This window comes from Nocardioides sp. Z40_12 (genome assembly GCF_058215795.1).
Genome location: NZ_JBZAJA010000007.1, coordinates 56,894 through 75,107, shown reverse-complemented (window position 1 = coordinate 75,107; position 18,214 = coordinate 56,894). Strand labels below are relative to the sequence as shown.

18 protein-coding genes, 1 tRNA gene and 1 pseudogene are annotated in these 18,214 nt (G+C 73.7%); 4 read left to right on the top strand and 16 right to left on the bottom strand.

What is annotated here, in order from left to right; translation table 11 throughout:
- Positions 1 to 25 precede the first annotated feature (25 nt).
- Complete coding sequence (locus tag AC4BG9_RS13885) at positions 26 to 1,537, top strand: sensor histidine kinase (protein WP_490571699.1); 1,512 nt, start codon at positions 26 to 28, stop codon at positions 1,535 to 1,537.
- Between the two features lie 13 nt (positions 1,538 to 1,550).
- Here the strand turns inward: AC4BG9_RS13885 and AC4BG9_RS13880 are convergent, their stop codons facing one another.
- On the bottom strand, positions 1,551 to 2,963 hold the full coding sequence (locus tag AC4BG9_RS13880; protein ID WP_490571698.1) for a cystathionine beta-synthase: 1,413 nt from the start codon (positions 2,961 to 2,963) through the stop codon (positions 1,551 to 1,553).
- A 54-nt stretch (positions 2,964 to 3,017) separates the two neighbouring features.
- Between AC4BG9_RS13880 and AC4BG9_RS13875 the strand changes: the two genes are divergently transcribed.
- Positions 3,018 to 4,061 carry an SGNH/GDSL hydrolase family protein gene (locus tag AC4BG9_RS13875; RefSeq protein ID WP_490571697.1) on the top strand — a complete coding sequence of 348 codons (1,044 nt, stop codon included), beginning with the start codon at positions 3,018 to 3,020 and terminating at the stop codon, positions 4,059 to 4,061.
- Positions 4,062 to 4,133: 72 nt separating this feature from the next.
- Here the strand turns inward: AC4BG9_RS13875 and AC4BG9_RS13870 are convergent, their stop codons facing one another.
- The 6 genes from AC4BG9_RS13870 to AC4BG9_RS13845 all read right to left on the bottom strand — a co-directional run bounded on the left by AC4BG9_RS13870 (position 4,134) and on the right by AC4BG9_RS13845 (position 8,147).
- A complete protein-coding gene (locus tag AC4BG9_RS13870; RefSeq protein ID WP_490571696.1) occupies positions 4,134 to 4,979 on the bottom strand; it encodes a Bax inhibitor-1/YccA family protein in 846 nt (281 codons plus the stop codon).
- Positions 4,980 to 5,137: 158 nt separating this feature from the next.
- Positions 5,138 to 5,210: transfer RNA gene (locus tag AC4BG9_RS13865), tRNA-Leu, on the bottom strand.
- 67 nt (positions 5,211 to 5,277) lie between these two features.
- Entirely contained in the window at positions 5,278 to 5,838 is a 561-nt protein-coding gene (def, locus tag AC4BG9_RS13860) for a peptide deformylase (protein WP_490571695.1), read from the bottom strand.
- Complete coding sequence (locus AC4BG9_RS13855; RefSeq protein ID WP_490571694.1) at positions 5,835 to 6,365, bottom strand: glycine cleavage system transcriptional repressor; 531 nt, start codon at positions 6,363 to 6,365, stop codon at positions 5,835 to 5,837. Before AC4BG9_RS13855 ends, def begins: the two co-directional genes overlap by 4 nt.
- The gene (locus tag AC4BG9_RS13850; RefSeq protein WP_490571693.1) at positions 6,358 to 7,221 is read right to left on the bottom strand and encodes a uracil-DNA glycosylase; all 864 of its coding nucleotides are present in this window, start codon (positions 7,219 to 7,221) and stop codon (positions 6,358 to 6,360) included. Before AC4BG9_RS13850 ends, AC4BG9_RS13855 begins: the two co-directional genes overlap by 8 nt.
- Positions 7,218 to 8,147, bottom strand: coding sequence for an EamA family transporter (locus AC4BG9_RS13845; RefSeq protein WP_490571692.1), 930 nt, complete (start codon positions 8,145 to 8,147; stop codon positions 7,218 to 7,220). The genes AC4BG9_RS13850 and AC4BG9_RS13845 overlap by 4 nt, the downstream gene beginning before the upstream one ends.
- A gap of 73 nt (positions 8,148 to 8,220) precedes the next feature.
- Here AC4BG9_RS13845 and AC4BG9_RS13840 point away from each other — a divergent pair, with 73 nt between their 5' ends.
- Both AC4BG9_RS13840 and AC4BG9_RS13835 read left to right on the top strand, forming a co-directional pair.
- Positions 8,221 to 8,358: a hypothetical protein gene (locus tag AC4BG9_RS13840; protein ID WP_490571691.1), complete on the top strand. Its 138-nt coding sequence runs from the start codon at positions 8,221 to 8,223 to the stop codon at positions 8,356 to 8,358.
- 30 nt (positions 8,359 to 8,388) lie between these two features.
- Positions 8,389 to 8,775, top strand: coding sequence for a hypothetical protein (locus tag AC4BG9_RS13835; protein ID WP_490571690.1), 387 nt, complete (start codon positions 8,389 to 8,391; stop codon positions 8,773 to 8,775).
- Here the strand turns inward: AC4BG9_RS13835 and AC4BG9_RS13830 are convergent.
- From AC4BG9_RS13830 to mfd, 9 genes and pseudogenes are all read right to left on the bottom strand, one after another.
- A complete protein-coding gene (locus AC4BG9_RS13830; protein ID WP_490571689.1) occupies positions 8,772 to 9,698 on the bottom strand; it encodes a Ppx/GppA phosphatase family protein in 927 nt (308 codons plus the stop codon). The two genes, AC4BG9_RS13835 and AC4BG9_RS13830, sit on opposite strands and share 4 nt — an antisense overlap.
- Positions 9,695 to 10,225, bottom strand: a complete 531-nt coding sequence (locus AC4BG9_RS13825; RefSeq protein WP_490571688.1) for a DUF501 domain-containing protein — start codon at positions 10,223 to 10,225, stop codon at positions 9,695 to 9,697. Before AC4BG9_RS13825 ends, AC4BG9_RS13830 begins: the two co-directional genes overlap by 4 nt.
- Positions 10,222 to 10,722, bottom strand: a complete 501-nt coding sequence (locus AC4BG9_RS13820; protein ID WP_490571687.1) for an FtsB family cell division protein — start codon at positions 10,720 to 10,722, stop codon at positions 10,222 to 10,224. Before AC4BG9_RS13820 ends, AC4BG9_RS13825 begins: the two co-directional genes overlap by 4 nt.
- 156 nt (positions 10,723 to 10,878) lie before the next feature.
- Positions 10,879 to 12,156 carry a phosphopyruvate hydratase gene (gene eno, locus AC4BG9_RS13815; protein WP_490571686.1) on the bottom strand — a complete coding sequence of 426 codons (1,278 nt, stop codon included), beginning with the start codon at positions 12,154 to 12,156 and terminating at the stop codon, positions 10,879 to 10,881.
- Positions 12,157 to 12,352: 196 nt separating this feature from the next.
- On the bottom strand, positions 12,353 to 12,568 hold the full coding sequence (locus tag AC4BG9_RS13810; protein WP_490571685.1) for a HEAT repeat domain-containing protein: 216 nt from the start codon (positions 12,566 to 12,568) through the stop codon (positions 12,353 to 12,355).
- Positions 12,569 to 12,621: 53 nt separating this feature from the next.
- Positions 12,622 to 13,218 (bottom strand): annotated as a pseudogene (locus tag AC4BG9_RS13805) (HEAT repeat domain-containing protein); the annotation flags it as partial.
- Between the two features lie 88 nt (positions 13,219 to 13,306).
- Entirely contained in the window at positions 13,307 to 13,969 is a 663-nt protein-coding gene (locus AC4BG9_RS13800) for a MazG nucleotide pyrophosphohydrolase domain-containing protein (protein ID WP_490571684.1), read from the bottom strand.
- 10 nt (positions 13,970 to 13,979) lie between these two features.
- Entirely contained in the window at positions 13,980 to 14,678 is a 699-nt protein-coding gene (locus AC4BG9_RS13795; protein ID WP_490571683.1) for a hypothetical protein, read from the bottom strand.
- Positions 14,679 to 14,704: 26 nt separating this feature from the next.
- Positions 14,705 to 18,211, bottom strand: a complete 3,507-nt coding sequence (mfd, locus tag AC4BG9_RS13790; protein ID WP_490571893.1) for a transcription-repair coupling factor — start codon at positions 18,209 to 18,211, stop codon at positions 14,705 to 14,707.
- Positions 18,212 to 18,214: the final 3 nt, after the last annotated feature.

The window sequence follows — 18,214 nt, the reverse complement described above, 5'->3', positions numbered from 1 at the left end:
GGTCGTGGCCGCGATCCTACCCGCCGTGACGCTGCTGCTCTGGCTGCGCGCCGACACCGCCCTCACGCCCAACCAGGGGTTCATGCCGGCGTTCCTGACGCTGGTCCTCGCCTGTCACCTGCTGACCTCCACCATGCTGGTCGAGCACTACCGGGCCGGAGGCGGGGCGCGGCTGCTCCCCCTCTCCGCCGCCTACGTCTGGTCGGCGGTCTGCGTGACCGCCCACGCCCTCACCTTCCCCGGCTTCCTGGGGCCCGAGGGCGTGCTCAACACCCGGCCGGACAGTGCGCCGTGGCTGTGGCTGGCCTGGAACGTCGGCTTCCCGCTGCTGGTGGCGGGGGCGCTGGCGCCCTGGCCGACCGGGATGGGCCGCTGGTTCTCCCGACCCGAGGGCCGGACCCGGCGCACCGCGCTGGTGCACGGGGTGACCCTGCTGGCCGCGTTCGCCGTCGTGGTCGGGGCGACCCGCTTCGTCCACCTGCTGCCCGACCTGCTGGAGGGCCAGGACTACGGCACCTTCGCCTCCGCCCAGGGCTACCGGCTCTTCGCGCTCAACATCGTGGCCCTGCTCGTCGCCCTCGTCGGGGTGGTGCGCCGCGGCAACCGCGGCGACCTGGAGACCTGGGCCCTGGTGGCCGTGGTGGCCTCGTGCTGCGACTCCTGGCTGGTGCTCACCGGCGGGGCGCGCTGGACCGTCGGCTGGTACAGCGCCCGGGCGCTGGCCCTGACCGCCGCGATCATCGTGCTGCTGGCGATGCTCCGGGAGGTGACCTTCCTCTACGGCCAGGCCAAGCGGCACGCCGAGCTGATGCGCGAGCACAACGACACGCTGGTGGAGGCCCAGACGCTGCGCGAGCACATGGTCGCCGTGGTCAGCCACGACATGCGCACCCCGCTGACCGGCCTCGAGGGCTATCTCGAGGTGCTGGCCGAGGGCGACCTCCCCCCGGAGCAGGCCGAGCGGGTGATCGCCCGGTCCCGGATGCTCGCGGCCCGCCTGTCGCTGATGACCGAGGACCTCCTCGGCGCCGCCACCGCCGGTCGCGGCGGTCTCTCCCTGCAGTTCACCGAGGTCGACGTGGCGCGGGCGCTGACCGAGAGCGCCGCCGCCTTCCCCGACCTTGACCTGCGCGTCACCACCACCCGCAACCTGTGGGTCACGGGCGACCCGCTGCGACTCCAGCAGGTGCTGGCCAACCTGGTGCGCAACGCGCAGAACTACGGCGCCGAGCCGGTGCTCCTCGAGGCTCGTCCGGTCGGCGACCGCTTCGTGCAGTTCAGCATCACCGACGCCGGCGCCGGCGTGCCCGAGGAGTTCGTGCCCCGGCTCTTCGACGCCTACACCCGGGTCGAGGGCACCGGACGGCACGGCTCCGGGCTCGGTCTCTCGGTGGTGCGCGACCTGATCACCGCCATGTCCGGCAGCGTCCACTACGACTCACTCGACAACACCTTCCGGGTGGTGCTGCCCGGCGGGGTGCGCACCGAGTCCGGCGTGGTCCCGCCGCACGACGACCGGGTGCTGGTCAACGACTGACCCGGCCGGCGCCTCAGCCGCGGGCCAGCACGGCCAGCAGGTCGTGCCGGGTGACCACTCCGACGGGCTTGCCGTCCTCGTGGACCAGCACCGCGTCGTCCTTCTCCACCAGGTGGACCGCCTGGCGGGCCGGCTCGTTGGAGCCGATCGTGGGCAGCGCCGGCGACATGTGCTGCTCGACCGCGTCGGTCAGCTTGGCCTGGCCGGTGAACAGCGCGTCCAGCAGGGCGCGCTCCGAGACCGAGCCGGCCACCTCCGCGGCCACGATCGGCGGCTCCGCCCGGACGACGGGCATCTGGGAGACGCCGTACTCCTGGAGGATGTGGACCGCCTCGGCGATGGTCTCGCCCGGGTGGGTGTGGACCAGGGCCGGGAGCAGGCCGGACTTCCCGCGGAGCACCTCGCCCACGGTCAGGGCGTCGCTCTCCGCAGCCTCGGTGGCGAAGCCGTACTGGCCCAGCCAGGAGTCGTTGAAGACCTTGGTCAGGTAGCCCCGGCCGGAGTCGGGCAGCAGCACCACGATCACGGCGTCCTCGCGGCCCTCGGCGGCCAGCTCGGCCGCGAGCTGCTTGGCGGCGAAGGCGGCCATCCCCGACGAGCCGCCCACGAGCAGAGCCTCCTCGCGGGCCAGCCGGCGGGTGAAGGCGAAGGAGTCGGCGTCGGAGACCTCGATGATCCGGTCGGCCACCGACTTGTCGTAGGTGTCGGGCCAGAAGTCCTCCCCCACACCCTCGACCAGATAGGGGCGCCCGGTGCCGCCGGAGTAGACCGAGCCGGCCGGGTCGGCGCCGATGACCTGGACGGCGGGGTTGCGCTCCTTGAGGTAGCGCCCGATCCCGGAGATGGTGCCCCCGGTGCCGACGCCGGTCACGAAGTGGGTGATCCGGCCCTCGGTCTGCTCCCAGATCTCCGGCCCGGTCGTCTCGTAGTGGGAGCGCGGGTTGTGGGGGTTGGAGTACTGGTCGGGCTTCCAGGCGCCGGGCTGGGAGGCCAGCCGGTCGCTGACGTTGTAGTAGGAGTCCGGGTGCTCCGGGGCCACCGCGGTGGGGCAGACCACCACCTCGGCGCCGTAGGCCTTGAGCACGTTGCGCTTGTCCTCGCTGACCTTGTCGGGGCAGACGAAGATGCACTTGTAGCCCCGCTCCTGGGCGACCATGGCCAGACCCACCCCGGTGTTGCCGGAGGTGGGCTCCACGATCGTGCCGCCCGGCTGGAGCGCCCCGGAGGCCTCGGCGGCCTCGATCATCCGGGTGGCGATCCGGTCCTTCACCGACCCCCCGGGGTTGAGGTACTCCACCTTGGCCAGCACCAGCGGACCGGGGCTGTCCTTGCCACGCTCCACCGTCAGCTCGGGGCCGAGCGACCTCGAGAGTCGCAGCAGAGGGGTGTTGCCGATCAGGTCCAGGAGCGAGTTCACGTACTGCATCCCGCCAATCTAGTCCGAGTGCTGGGACAACCGTGAAATGATTAGGGTGGGCCCGTGGGAAAAGCCGCAGCCGCTCGCAAGCTCGCCTCTGCCGCCGCGTACGGCGGTGGCGGTCTGTCGGTGCTGGGCGCCGGCCTCTACGGCGTGCTCAACGTCGAGGCCCGGATCGCCCGGCGGGCCATCGGCCGCACCACCGGCGAGCCGCCGGACGCCTCCGGCTGGTACGGCCGCGGCCGCCCGGGGCCGGCCCTGCGGATCGCGCTGCTCGGCGACTCCAGCGCCGCCGGCTACGGCGTGCACCGAGTCGAGGACACGCCCGGCGCCGCCCTCGCCTCCGGCGTGGCGGCCGAGGCGAACCGCCGCGTCCACCTGCGCTCGGTGGCCGTGGTCGGGGCGAAGTCCTCCGACCTCGTCGGCCAGGTCGACCGGGTGCTGCCCAGCGGACCCGACCTCGCCGTCATCCTCGTGGGGGCCAACGACGTCACCCACACCGTGCTGCCGTCGGCCTCGGTCCGCTACCTCGCCGAGGCCGTGCGGCGCCTCCGCGACGCCGGCACCCAGGTGCTGGTCGGCACCTGCCCCGACCTCGGCACCGTCCGGCCCATCCCACCCCCGCTCAAGCAGGTCGCCCGGGTGTGGTCGCGCCGGATCGCCGCGGCCCAGGCGATCGTGGCGGTCGACGAGGACGGCCGGAGCGTCTCGTTGGCCACCAGCCTCGGCGCGGAGTTCGAGGCGGCACCGGCGCTCTTCTTCGGCCCCGACCAGTTCCATCCCTCCGCCGAGGGCTACCGGTCGCTCGCCGGCGTGCTCCTGCCCTCGACGCTGGCCGCCCTGGGCCTGGCCGCCGACGACGAGGCCGTGCCCCAGGCGCGGCGGGGCGAGCGGGTCATGCCGGTCGCCTCCGCGGCCGTCGAGGCGGCGCACCACACCGGCACCGAGCTCGACGGCACCGAGGTGGCCGGCTCCCAGCGGGGCCTGCGCGGCCGCTGGGTCGAGCTGCGCCACCGCGGACGCCGTCCGTCGCCGGAGGCCGAGACCCCGCAGGAGGACGAGGAGCCCCAGCGCGAGGAGCGCTCGCCCGGGGACGCGCCGGTCTGAGCGCACCCCCCGGAGACGCAGCCAGGGCCCCGGATCGCTCCGGGGCCCTGGCTGAGAGTTACGGGGTGCCGATCAGTCCTGGCTGAAGATCGCCAGGATGCGCAGCAGGTTGGTGTAGATCCAGACCAGGCTCACGGTCAGGCCGAACGCGGCACGCCACGACTCGCGCTCGTCGAGGCCGGCGGCGACGCCCTGCTCGACGAAGTCGAAGTCGAGGATCAGCATGAAGACACCGAGCACCAGGCCGACGACCGACATCACCAGGCCGAGGGCGCCGAAGCCGAAGAGACCGGTGTTGACGCCGGCGAAGCTGAGCACCAGCGAGAGCAGACCGAGGCCGACCATGCCGAAGACGGCGGCCATGACGCCCTTGCGGAACTTGTCGCCGACCTTGATGCCGAGGAACTTGTACGCCGCCAGGGTGCCGGCGAACGCGGCGAAGGTGCCGAAGACCGCGCCGGAGACGATGCCGTCACCGAACTGGGCGTCGAAGAGCTTGCTCAGGCCACCGAGGGCGACACCCTCGAGGGCGGCGAAGGCCAGCACCAGCGCGGGGCTGATCACCTTCTTGAACGAGTTGACCATCGACAGGGCGAAGGCGCCGAGCGAGCCGACCATCACCGCGGTGTAGATGCGGCTCATCTGCTCCTCGGTGACCGTGCCGGACAGGTCGCCGGTCCACCACCAGGTGAGGAACGCGGTGACGATGACGACGCCGAGCGTGGCGGCGGTCTTCTGGACCACCGAGTCGATCGTCATCCGCCGGGCGGGCGCCTGGGTGGGCGTGCCCGTGCCCCAGGTCGACGGGTCGCCGTAGTCCTGGTCCTGGCCGTAGCCGGGGTAGGTCTGGGTTCCGTAGGCGTTCGACTGCCCGTTGAACTCGGCGGATCGCGCGAACACCGGGTTGCTGCTCTTCATGGTCTCTCCTTGGAGGCCGGGGGGCGCGATCACCCTGACCGCGCGTCGTCGTGAGACGCTCACTCTACGCAGGCGTCACCACAAGAACGCGCGACGAGGCCCCCGTGTTCCCGGTATCCGGACCCGGGTCCGGCCGTCCGCGCCGGGCGGGACGCCGGTGCCCCCGCTGGGACTCGAACCCAGACTGTGCCGCTTTTAAGGCGGCTTCCTCTGCCATTGGGATACGGGGGCGAGAGCCGGTCGCCCGGCCCGGGGCAAGTGTGGCCCAGAAGCCGCCCGCGACTCGCCGCGAGGTCGCTCAGAGGTAGGTCTGCCGCGCGTAGACGGCGTGCGCACCGGCCACCCGGTCGAGGAAGAGCAGGCCGTCGCAGTGGTCGATCTCGTGCTGCAGGCAGCGCGCCTCGAAGGCGTCGGTGCGCACCTCGACCTCCTCACCGGTCCCGGGCAGCTGCCCGCGGACGAGCACGCGGGAGGCCCGCTTGACGTCACCGGTGAGGTCGGGGACCGACATGCACCCCTCGCGTGCCTTCTCGTTGCGCGAGGACTCCACCACCTCGGCGTTGCAGAGCACGAAGGTGCCGTGGTGGGTGCGGGCCTTGGGGTGGCCGGAGACGTCGACGCAGAACACCTTGGCGCCCACGCCCACCTGCGGTGCCGCCAGCCCGACGCAGCCCGGGGAGACCCGCATGGTGGCCACCAGGTCGGCGGCCAGCTGCACGATCTCGGGCGCGGCCGGGTCGACCCGCTCGCCGTCGGCCGACAGCACCGGGGCGGGGGCGCGGACGACGTCGAGGACGCGGCCGCTCACCCCCAGCTCGCCCTCGGTCCAGGCGGCGAGCCGGTCGTTGGTGGCGCTCACAGCTCGTCGGCCTCCGCCGCCCGCAGGGTGGCGCCGACGCCCAGCTCCTGCGCGGCGCTCTTCACCGCGCTCTCCAGCGCGGCGGCGTCCGCGTCGGCGGGCAGGGCGACCTCGGCGACGAGCAGGTAGAGGTCACCGGCCAGGCGGGTGGTCAGGTCGGTGATGTTGCCGCCGACCCGGGCGACCTCCGCGGCGATCCCCGAGACGATTCCGGGCCGGTCCCCGCCGTGCACGCTCAGCACCCAGGAGGTGCCGGAGGCGTGCGCGGGCTCCTCGTGCGGGACCTCCCGCACGGTGACGGTGAGGGTGCCGTCGTTCTCGAGCACGGCCAGGGCGGCGCGGATGTCGGTGCCGGCGGCGGCACCGGCGCAGATCAGCGTCATCGCGAAGTGCCCGCGCAGCAGGGTCATCGAGGTGTCCTCGATGTTGAGCCCCAGCGCGGCCAGCTTGTCGGTGGTCTCGGCGATGATCCCCGGGCGGTCGTGGCCCAGCACGGTGATCGCGTGCAGCGTCCCTGCGTCAGTCATGCGACGCATTCTCCCCCAGTCCGTCGCCGTCCGTCGCTGCGTCGCCCAGGCCGGCCAGGTCGCGGGCGCGGCCCAGGACGTCGTCGAGCATCGCCGGGGTCAGCCGGCCGGTGAAGGTGTTGTGCTGGGAGGGGTGGTAGCAGCCCAGCAGGGTGAGCCCGGCGAGGGCGACCTCGGCCCCGTGGCCGAAGCGCGGCTTCGGGCGCGGCACCTCGACTCCCGCTCCCCGCAGCGCGCGCAGCGCCGCGTCCCACCCGTAGGCCCCCAGGGCGACCACGACCCGCAGGTGGGGTCGCACCAGTGCGACCTCGCGGTGGATCCAGGGCGCACAGGTGTCGCGCTCCTCTGGGGTCGGCTTGTTGGCCGGGGGCGCGCAGCGGACGGTGGCGACCATCCGGGCCCCCAGCAGCCGCTGCCCGTCACCGGCGTGCACCGAGGTGGCCTGGGTGGCGAGCCCGACCCGGTGCAGGCTGGCGAAGAGCCAGTCCCCGCTGCTGTCGCCGGTGAAGACCCGTCCGGTGCGGTTGCCCCCGTTGGCGGCCGGCGCCAGCCCGACGATGAGCACCCCCGGCTCCGGGTCGCCCCAGCCCGCGATGGGCCGCCCCCAGTAGGGCTGGTCGGCGAAGGAGGCGCGCTTGGTGTGCGCCACCTGCTCGCGCCAGGCGACCAGCCGGGGGCAGGCCGCGCAGACGCTGACCCGGGCGTCGAGCTCGGCGAGGTCGTCGGTCCCGGCGAGCCGTCGTACGTCGTCCGGGGTGCGGGCGACAGGGGTCGTGGGCGCCGCCGGGTCCTCCGGCCAGCCGGCGCCGGGCGGTACCGGGGAGTCGAACTGCTGGCCGGTGAGCGGGTGCCTCACCGGGGCGGGGGCACGGTCGGGAGCTCCTCCACCCCTTCAATGTACGTCGCCCGCCCGCCGCGCTGCCGGCGGCGCGGCAGCCCGAGGGCGGCCGTCGCCACCCCGAGGAGCAGCACCGCGCCACCGATCGCCTCGGGGCCGTTGGGCGTCTCGCCGAGCACCAGCCAGGCCGTCGTCATCCCCACCACCGGGACCAGGAGGGTGAAGGGCACCACCGCCGAGGTGCGGTGCCGTGCCAGGAGCGAGTTCCAGATGCCGTAGCCCACCCAGGAGGCGAGCACCGCGGTGTAGACGGTCGACAGCACGGCGGCGAGAGACAGGTGCGTGAGCGCCTCCCCCACGGCTCCCGGTCCGTCGACCACGAGGCTGAGGGCGAGCAGCGGCACGGGGACGACGGTGGCCGACCACACGGTGAGGGACAGTCCCGAGGCGGCGCCGACCCGGCGGGCGACCACGTTGCCGCACGCCCAGGAGGCCGCGGCCGCCACCGTCACGAGCAGGGCGAGCAGCGGGGTCGCCGAGCTCCGCCCGACCGCGACGATCCCCAGCCCCACCGCGCCCAGCAGCACGCCGGCGAGCTGCCCCGCGGTGGGCAGCTCGGCGAGTCGCACTGCGGCGAAGACCACGGTCAGCACCACCTGCGCCTGGAGCACCAGGGACGCCAACCCGGGCGGCATCCCCATCGCGAGCGCGGAGTAGAGCAGCCCGAACTGGCCCACGCTCATGAAGAGCCCGACCAGCGCCACCTGCCGGAACGGCACCTGGGGGCGAGCGACGACCACCATCGCCAGCGCAACCATCATGAACCGCAGCGCCACGAAGAGCAGCGGCGGCATGTCGTCGTCCAGGCCGGCGTCGATGACGACGAAGTTGACGCCCCAGAGGACCGCGACGAGGGTGGCGAGCAGCGAGTCCTTGAGGGGCACGGGTTCATGCTCCCCCGGCCCGACAGTTCACGTCCATCGCACGCTAGGCGGGTCGAATCGGTAGCGTCGCTTCATGATCGATCTGGTGGCCCTCCAGTCCCTGCTCGCGCTACGTGCGGGAGAGCCTGGCGCTGGGGTGGCGCAGGGTCAGACCCTGCGGCCCACCGACCGGGCGCTGCCGTCGAGGTCGACGGACGCCACGGGCGGCTGAGCGCCGGGACAGGGATGGCTGAGGATCACCATGACGAGCGAGACCACAGGAGCAGGCGGCGAGCGCGTCGCCGTGCTGCTGTCCGGCATCGCCGGTGCGCTGCTGGCGGCGTTGGTGCCCGCGACGGCCGGCGCGTGGCACGACGTCGCCTGGTGGGTGCTGGGCGGCGCCTTCGTCGGTGGGGCCGCCGGGCTCGTCACCACTGTCGTGGCGCGCCATGCGCCGAGCGTCGTCGCGCTCCTGTCGGGCGTGACGGCTGCCGGGATGACCGGCGTCGCACTCGCCGCGTGGAACCTCGGCGGGCAGCAGGACAGCCAGGATGCCGTGCTCGGACGTGGGCTGCTCGGCGCGGCGGCCGGAGTGGTCTGCGGCGTCGTCGCCCTGGTGATGGCACGTCGTCGTGGCGGCCGGGGTTAGTCCGTGCGGGACGCCACCGACCAGGCGATGCCGTCGAGGATGTCGGACTCCGAGACGGTCCAGGAGTAGACCGACGTACGTCGCAGCACCCGGTCGAGGATGACCGCGCCGGCGCCGATCACGTCCGCACGGCCGGGGTGCATGAAGGGCATCGCCCGCCGCTCGGCCACGGTGGCGGCCACCAGCCGGTCGAGGAAGGCGTGGGTGTCGGAGACCGACAGGACCGCCTGGTCGATCGCCTCCCGGTCGTAGGCCGGCAGGTCCAGGCAGCCGGCCGCCACGGTCGTGCAGGTGCCGGCCACGCCGACGATCGTCGCGGCCCGGCCCAGCTCCACCCCGGCCGCCTCCGCGGCGTCCAGGGCGGCATCCACGTCGGCGGCGCAGGCGGCCACCTGCTCGGGGGTGGGCGGGTCGTCGCGCAGGTGGCGCTCGTGCAGCCGCACCGAACCGACGTCCAGGGAGATCGAGGCCTCCGGGGCGTGCGTGCCGAGCACGAGCTCGGTGGAGCCGCCGCCGATGTCGACCACCAGCACCGGCGGCTCGGCGGGGGTGCGCAGGTTGCGGACCGCCCCGTCGAAGGCGAGCGCCGCCTCCTCGTGGCCGGCGATCACCTCGGGCCGGACGCCCAGTCGCTGCTCGACGCCGTCGGCGAAGACGTCGGCGTTGCGGGCGTCCCGGGTGGCGGAGGTGGCGCAGAACCGGATGCGCTCGCGCCGGACGCCGTGCTCGGCGATCAGGACGGCGTACTCGTCGATCGCCGCGAAGCAGCGCGCCAGGGCCTCGGGGGCCAGCTCGCCGGTGGTGTCGACGCCCTCGCCCAGCCGGACCATCCGCATCTCGCGGACGGAGACCTCCGGCAGCGTGCCGATCAGCAGCTTGACGGTGTTGGTGCCGCAGTCGATCGCCGCGACCGGCCCGGTCACGCGGCGGGGTCCTGGTCGGGCGCCACGCAGGGGCCCTCGGCCCACCACTCCCCGAGCAGGTCGAGCACCTCGTCGCCCAGCGGGTTGACCCCGCGCCCCTGGGCCAGCGACTGGCCCGCCAGCACGTGCAGGCACTTGACCCGGTCGGGCATCCCGCCGGCGGAGATCCCGGCGATCTCGGGGACGTCGAGCCCGGCCTCCCGGCCGATCTCGTCGCGCGCCTCCAGGTAGCGCTCGTGCGCGGCGCGGTAGGCGGCGGCCAGCTCGGGGTCCTCGCCGAGACGGGCCTGCATCTCCTTCATCAGCCCGCCGCCCTCCAGCGTCCCGATGCGGGAGGCGGCCCGGGGGCAGGTCAGGTAGTACGTCGTCGGGAACGGGGTGCCGTTGGGCAGCCGCGGCTCGGTGGTCACCACGTCGGGGTTGCCGCACGGGCACCGGTGGCCGACCTCGTGGATGCCTCGCGGCTCGCGGCCCAGCTGGGCGGCGATGGCCCGCTCGTCGCTGGGGTCGATGCGTGCCTGGCTCACTGCGCCTCGTCCTCGGTGCTCTTCTTGCTCTGCTTCACGCCGTCGATCCTGTCCTTCGGTTCGGGGGCGGGCGGCGGGGGGTTCCCCGCCAGCTCCACGGAGTCCCACGCCTCGCTCCACCACGGGGTGGGGGTCTGGTCACCCACGGAGGCCGGGTCGGGCAGCTGGTCACCGCCGTCGACGGGGTTGCCCTCCTCGTCGATCACCTGGAACCCGGTCTCGCCGGGGAGCAGGTAGCCGAACCGGGCGCGGGCCTGGGCACGCACGAAGGCGGGGTCCTCCCAGCGGCTCTTCTCCCGCTCCAGCTCGGCGATGCTCACCCGGCGCTCCTCGATGGCGGCCCGGGTCTCCTCGATGTGGGCACGCTGGTCGAGGTAGGCCCGCAGCGAGGAGGCGTAGGAGACCGCCAGCACGGCCAGCACCAGCAGGAGCACCCCGGCGCGGCCGGTGAGCCGTGGCCGGCGCCGGCCCTTGGGTGCCTGGGGGCCGCCGGGCACCCGCGGCTGCTCGCCCGTCCGGGGGCCGGCGCTCCGGCTGGGGCCGCCGACGGCCCGGCCGCGCGGTGCGGGACCGCGCTGGCCGGGCCGTCGGGTGCCTCCGGGGGTTGACCGGGGGGTACGTCGCGTCGCCATCAGGCGACCAGTCTCCCTCGTTCAGGCGGTGAATCGCGGGAACGCGGCCGCACCGGCGTAGCGCGCGGCGTCACCGAGCTGGTCCTCGATCCGGAGCAGCTGGTTGTACTTCGCCACCCGCTCGGAGCGGGCCGGCGCGCCGGTCTTGATCTGGCCGCAGTTGGTGGCCACAGCCAGGTCGGCGATCGTGGTGTCCTCGGTCTCGCCGGAGCGGTGGCTCATCATGTTGCGGTAGCCGGCCCGGTGGGCGAGGTCGACGGCGTCGAGGGTCTCGGTGAGCGACCCGATCTGGTTGACCTTGACGAGCATCGCGTTGGCCTGGCCGCCGCTGATGCCGCGCTGCAGGCGCTGCACGTTGGTGACGAAGAGGTCGTCGCCGACCAGCTGCGTGCGGGCGCCGAGCGAGTCGGTGATGGCCTTCCAGCCGTCCCAGTCCTCCTCGTCGAGCGGGTCCTCGATGGAGACGATCGGGTAGGAGGAGACCAGGTCGGTGTAGTAGGCGATCATCTGGTCGGACGACTTGCTGCCGCCCTCGAAGGCGTAGGCACCCTTCTCGCAGAACTCGGTGGCGGCCACGTCGAGGGCCAGCACCACGTCACTGCCGAGCGAGAGGCCGGTCTGGCCGACCGCCTCGGCGATCAGGTCGAGCGCGTCGCGGTTGGAGGGGAGCTCGGGGGCGAAGCCGCCCTCGTCGCCCACCCCGGTGGCCAGGCCACGCTTCTTCAGCACCGACTTGAGCGCGTGGTAGACCTCGGCGCCCTGCTGGAGCGCCTCGCCGAAGGTGGGCGCGCCGATCGGCGCGACCATGAACTCCTGGATGTCGACGTTGGTGTCGGCGTGCGCGCCGCCGTTGAGGATGTTCATCATCGGCACGGGCAGCAGGTGGGCGTTGGGGCCGCCGACGTAGCGGAAGAGCGGCAGCCCGGCGGACTCCGCGGAGGCCTTGGCGACCGCGAGCGAGACGCCGAGGATGGCGTTGGCGCCCAGGTCGGCCTTGTTGTCGGTGCCGTCGAGGTCGATCATCGCCTGGTCGACGAGGCGCTGGTCGTCGGCCTCGAGGCCGATCACGGCCGGGCCGATCTTCTCGATGACCGTCTGCACCGCCTTGGCGACACCCTTGCCGCCGTACCGCTTGGTGCCGTCGCGCAGCTCGACCGCCTCGAAGGCGCCGGTGGAGGCCCCCGACGGGACGCCGGCGCGGCCGAACGAGCCGTCGTCGAGGAGGACCTCGACCTCGACGGTGGGGTTGCCACGGGAGTCGAGGATCTCGCGGGCGCCGACAAGTTCGATGGATGCCACGGTGGTGCTCCTGAGGGGTTGAGGCGGGGTGTCCGGGTTCGCCGCTCACCATAGTGCGCCCCCTCGCCGGCGCCCGGGCCACGTCCCATTCCCCCCGCCGGCCCGGGACGTCATCGTCATGGGTCGTTGCGACGACCACTCGTGATGACGTCCCGCGGGGAGGGGGCGCTCGGCCGGGGCGTCATCGCTTCCGGTGCTACCGCCGACCGGCCAGCGCCCGCCTGGCGTAGCCGCGGACGTCGGCGTCGGAGTCCTTGCGCGCCCGCTCCAGCGCGTCCACGACGCCCGGCGCGGCCGTCCGCGGACCGAGGCCGATGACCACGGCCTTGCGCACGTCGGCCGACTCGTCCTCCAGGGCGCCGACCAGCGGGCCGACCGCCAGGTCGTCGGGCGCCCCACCGAGGCCGCGCACCCCCCCCCGACCCGGACCTGCCAGTCCTCGGCGCCGGTCCCGGCGACCGCCTGGTCCCACAGCCGGGGGTCGCGCAGTCCGGCAGCCGCCTCCAGCGCGGCCGCGCGGACCAGCGGCTCCGGGTCGGCCGCGAGCACCAGCAGGGTCTCCGCGGCGGCGGGCTGCGCGATGGTCCCCAGCCCGTGGGCGACCGCGACCCGCACCTCGCGCAGCGCGTCGTCGCGCGCCGCGGCGACCCCCTCCACGTCGTCGAGGGAGACCAGGGCCCGGATCGCCTGGATCCGCACGCGCGAGTCCGGGTCGTCGACGCGACCACGGAAGTCCTCACGTGAGCCCAGCTTGAGCGCGCGCAGCACGTCGAGCACCGCCGCCCGGGAGACCGGGTCCTCGGCGGCGAGCGCCGAGGCGAGCGCCCGGCGTACGTCGGCGTCTGCCGGGATCACCTCCACCAGCTCGCGCAGCGCGTCGGCCGCGGCCCGGCGCACCCCGGCGTCGGGGTCGCGGAGCAGCCCGGCCATGGCGGGCCCCACCCCCGCGGGGACCACCTCGGTGAGGGTGGCGACGGCGGCGCGGCGCACTCCCGGGTCGGCGTCGGCGAGGAAGCCCGCGAGCGCCTCGAGGTCCGGGCCCGTCTCGGCGAGCCTGAGCAGCTCCAGGATCCGCGGCGCGATGACGTCGGGCGGAGCGGGCGGAGGGGGCGGAGCGGGCGGAGCGGGCGGAGCGGGCGGAGACGGGCCCTCAGACCAGACGTCGTACGGCGTCGCGCAGTGCCTGCTCCGGGTCGATGCCGTCGGCGCGGGCCCGAGCCACGAGGGCGAGCAGCTCCTCCCCCACCTCGTCGGACGTCATCACCGCCGGTCGTTCGGACGACCCCTCGTGATGACGTTCCGCGGGAGAGGGCGCGGGGGTGCGGCCGGCGCGTTCGAGGCGGTCGAGCACCTTGTCGGCGAGCAGCAGCGCCGGCAGCCCGGGCGGGAGCCCGTCGAAGACGGAGGCCCGCTCCTTCTCGGCGGCCTTGGCCTGCTCCCAGAGCTCGTTGACGGCGGCGGCGTCCAGCGCGCCGCCCTCGGGGGCGGCCGCGTCGCCGAAGACGTGCGGGTTGCGACGCCGCATCTTCTCCACGATGCCGCGCGCCACGTCGTCGAGGGTGAAGGTGCCCGCCTCCTCGGCGACCGCGGCGTGGAAGTAGACCTGGAGCAACAGGTCGCCGAGCTCCTCGCGGAGGTGGTCCCACTCCCCGGTGGCGTCACCGACGTCGATCGCCTCGAGCGTCTCCCACGTCTCCTCCAGCAGGTGACGCTGGAGCGACCGGTGGGTCTGGGCCGCCTTCCAGGGGCACTCGGCGCGCAGCCGCCGCATCACCGAGGCGAGCTCCAGCAGGGGCTGCTCCTCCGCGGTCACGGCGCCTGGGTCAGCCGCAGCGCAGGTTGGCGGGCAGCCCGGCCGCCCGGCTCGGGTCCGGCTCGGGGGCGTTCGCCGCCACCGCGTCCTCGGAGACGGGGACGCTGACGTCGCCGGCACCGTTGGCGGGCTCCAGCTGGCCGTCGACGACCTGGACGTCGAAGACGGGGTTGAGCTCGAGGTCGAGCGTCTCGGGCCAGCTCCAGAAGAGCTCCGCGCCGCGCGCGACGGCCTGCCCCTCCTGGAGGTCCTCGACGCCCTCCTCGGCCAGCAGGACCTCGCCGGTCGCCTCCCAGACCCCCTGCAGGAGGGCGTCGACGGACGCCGCGGTGACGAAGTCGTCGCGCTGGTCCTCCGGCAGCTCCTTGGCGGCCGCCGCCGACTGGGCTCGCGCCCGCTCGTAGGCGGGGCCGGGCTTCACGTCGTACTCGTCGGCGATCTGGTGGGCCACCTCGCTGAGGGTGAGCAGGTTGAGCGAGGCCTGGCGCGCCATCTTCATCGGCAGCGTCTGGCCGGCCTCCTCCAGCTGGGGCTCGGAGCTGGTGCACAGCGCCCGGGCGACACCGTCGACCTCGGAGACCGTGATCTCCGCGTCCCCGACCCGGGCGGCGGTCTGGGCGTCGGTGACACCACAGCTCGAGAGCAGCACGGCGGCCGCCGCTGCAATGGCCGCAGCGGGGGCGGTACGACGGAAGCGGGACGAGCTCACGGGTTCTCCTCGGTGGTGCGCGGCATTCAGCTGGTCGGAGCGGGGGCGCCCGGAGGCGCGGGGTCGATGATCTGGTCGATGACTCCGTGGGCCCATTGAAGCAGGGCGATCCCGGAGCCGTTCGCCGACCCGAGCGGGCGGGGCACCAGGAGGGCGTCGACCTGGCTGTGCAGCTTGGCCTTGGGGTAGAGCCGTTGCAGCCGCACCTGCCGCGAGTCGGGCAGGGTGACCGGGGCGAACCGGACGTTCTTGCCGGCGAGCCCGATCTCGGTGAGACCGGCGTTCCTGGCCCGCGCCCGGAAGCGCGCCACCACCAGCAGGGTCTCCACCACCTCGGGCGGAGGCCCGTAGCGGTCGACCAGCTCCTCGCGGATCTCGTCGACGTCGGCGTCACCGCGTACCTCCGAGAGCCGCTTGTACATCTCCAGCCGGAGGCGCTCGCTGGGCACGTAGTCGTGGGGCAGGTGGGCGTCGACCGGCAGCTCGATGCGGACCTCGTCCACCTCGTCGCTCTCCTCCCCGCGGAACTCGCTGACCGCCTCGCCCACCAGCCGGACGTAGAGGTCGAAGCCGACGTCGGCGATGTGCCCGGACTGCTCGCCGCCCAGCAGGTTGCCGGCGCCGCGGATCTCGAGGTCCTTCATCGCGATCGCCATGCCGCCGCCGAGGTCGGAGTGCTGGGCCAGGGTGGCGAGCCGCTCGTGGGCGGTCTCGGTCAGCGGCTTCTCCGACGGGTAGAGGAAGTAGGCGTAGGCGCGCTCGCGCGAGCGGCCCACCCGCCCGCGCAGCTGGTGGAGCTGGGAGAGCCCGAGGGTGTCGGAGCGCTCGATGATCATCGTGTTGGCGTTGGAGACGTCGAGGCCCGACTCGACCAGCGTGGTGCAGACCAGCACGTCGAAGCGCTTCTCCCAGAAGTCGAGCATCACCTGCTCGAGCTGCTTCTCCCCCATCTGCCCGTGGGCGGTGGCCACCCGGGCCTCCGGGACCAGCTCACGCAGCTTGGCGGCGGCCTTCTCGATCGACTGCACCCGGTTGTGGATGTAGAAGACCTGCCCGTCGCGGAGCAGCTCGCGGCGCACCGCGGCGATCACCGTGCGGTCCTCGTAGCCGCCCACGTAGGTCAGCACCGGGTGGCGCTCCTCGGGCGGGGTGGTGATGGTCGACATCTCCCGGATCCCGGTGACCGCCATCTCCAGGGTCCGCGGGATCGGGGTGGCGCTCATGGCGAGGACGTCGACCGACGTGCGCATCTGCTTCATCTGCTCCTTGTGCTCGACGCCGAAGCGCTGCTCCTCGTCGACGATGATCAGCCCGAGGTCCTTGAAGCGGACGTCCTTGCCGAGCAGCCGGTGGGTGCCGACGACGATGTCGACCGAGCCGTCGGCCATCCCCGCCATCACCTCCTTGGCCTCCTTGTCGCTCTGGAAGCGGCTCAGCGCCTTGAGCACCACCGGGAAGCCGCTCATCCGCTCGGTGAAGGTGCTCAGGTGCTGGGTGACCAGCAGGGTGGTCGGCACCAGCACCGCCACCTGCTTGCCCTCCTGGACGGCCTTGAAGGCGGCGCGGACGGCGATCTCGGTCTTGCCGTAGCCCACGTCGCCGCAGATCAGGCGGTCCATCGGGACGGTCCGGCGCATGTCGGCCTTGACCTCGTCGACCGTGGTGAGCTGGTCGGGGGTCTCCGCGAACGGGAAGGCGTCCTCCAGCTCCCGCTGCCAGGGGGTGTCGGGTCCGTAGGCGTAACCCTGGGTCGCCTGCCGGGCGGCGTAGAGCTTGATCAGCTCGGCGGCGATCTCGCGGACCGCCTTGCGGGCCTTGTTCTTGCGCTTGGCCCAGTCGGCCCCGCCGAGCCGGTCCAGGCTCGGCTGCTCGCCGCCGACGTAGCGGGTGACCTGGTCCAGGGTGTCCGCGGGGATGTAGAGCCGGTCCGGCGGGGCCCCCCGCTTGGAGGCGCCGTACTCGACCACGAGGTACTCCCGGGTCGCGCCCTGCACCACGCGCTGCTTCATCTCGATGAAGCGCCCGACGCCGTGCTTCTCGTGGACGACGTAGTCGCCGGTCTTCAGCTCGAGCGGGTCGATCTGCCTCTTGCGGCGCGCCGGCATCCGGCGCATGTCGCGGGTCGAGGACTTCTGGCCCGAGAGGTCCTCCGAGGTCAGGAGCACGATCCGGCGGTCCGGGTCGGTGAAGCCGTGGTCCAGGGGCCCGCAGGTCACGGTGACCACGCCGGGCCCGGCCGGCGGCTCCTCGGGCCCGACGAGGCGGGCCGGCACGTCGTGCTCGCCGAGCACCTCGACCAGGCGCTGGGCGGGACCGTGGCCGGGATACATCACGACGACCTGGTGGCCCTTGGCCAGCCAGCCCTTGATGTCGTGCAGGGCCCGCTCCGTCTCGCCCCGGTAGCTCTCGACCGGCTGGGCGGAGAGGGTGCGCGACTCCACCGCGCCGATCCGCACGTCGAGGTCGAGCTCGGCCAGCTCCGCGGAGTCCCCGAGGCCGAAGGGGCTCATCGACCACCACGGCATCCCCCGCTCCAGGGTGTGCTCGCGTACCTCGGAGACCTCGCGGTAGGAGGCGACCGAGAGGTCGATCGGGGCGGCACCGCCGCCGGCCGCCGCGGCCCAGCTCGCCCCGAGGAACTCCTCGCTGGTGGCGACCAGGTCGTGGGCGCGGGTACGGACCCGCTCGGGGTCCAGCACCAGCACGTGGCTCTCGGCCGGCAGCAGGTCGACCAGGAGCTCCATCTCGTCGACGAGCACCGGCGCCAGGGACTCCATGCCCTCCACGGCCATCCCGGCCGCCATCTTGTCGGTCATCTCCAGCAGCTGGGGGTGGGCCCGGCCGAGCTCGGCGGCCCGCTCGCGGACCTCGTCGGTGAGCAGCAGCTCGCGGCACGGCGGCGCCCACAGCCGGGGCACCTCCTCCATCGTGCGCTGGTCGGCGACGGAGAAGCTGCGGATCTCCTCCACGTCGTCGCCCCAGAACTCCACCCGCAGCGGGTGCTCCTCGGTGGGCGGGAAGACGTCGACGATGCCGCCGCGGACGGCGAACTCGCCGCGCCGCTCCACCAGGTCGACCCGGGAGTACGCCGCGTCGGAGAGGCCGCGCACGACGTCCTCGAGCGAGGCCTGCCCGCCCTTGACGAGCTCGACGGGCACCAGGTCGGCCAGCCCCTTGACCTGGGGCTGGAGCAGCGACCGGACCGGCGCCACGACCACCGAGAGCGGACCGTTGCTGGCGTCCTCGCCGGGGTGGACCAGGCGTCGCAGCACCGCCAGCCGTCGGCCCACGGTGTCGCTGCGCGGGCTGAGCCGCTCGTGCGGCAGGGTCTCCCACGAGGGGTAGTGCGCCACCTTGGCCGGGTCGACCAGGGCACCCAGCGCGGTGGTCAGGTCCTCGGCCTCCCGGGTGGTGGCGGTGACCACCAGGACGAAGCGGCCGGCGTCGACCAGCCCCCGCACCACGAAGGGGCGCAGCGCGGCCGGGCCGGTGAGGTCCAGGGTGCGTAGGGAGCCGTCCCTGGCGTCTGCCATGGA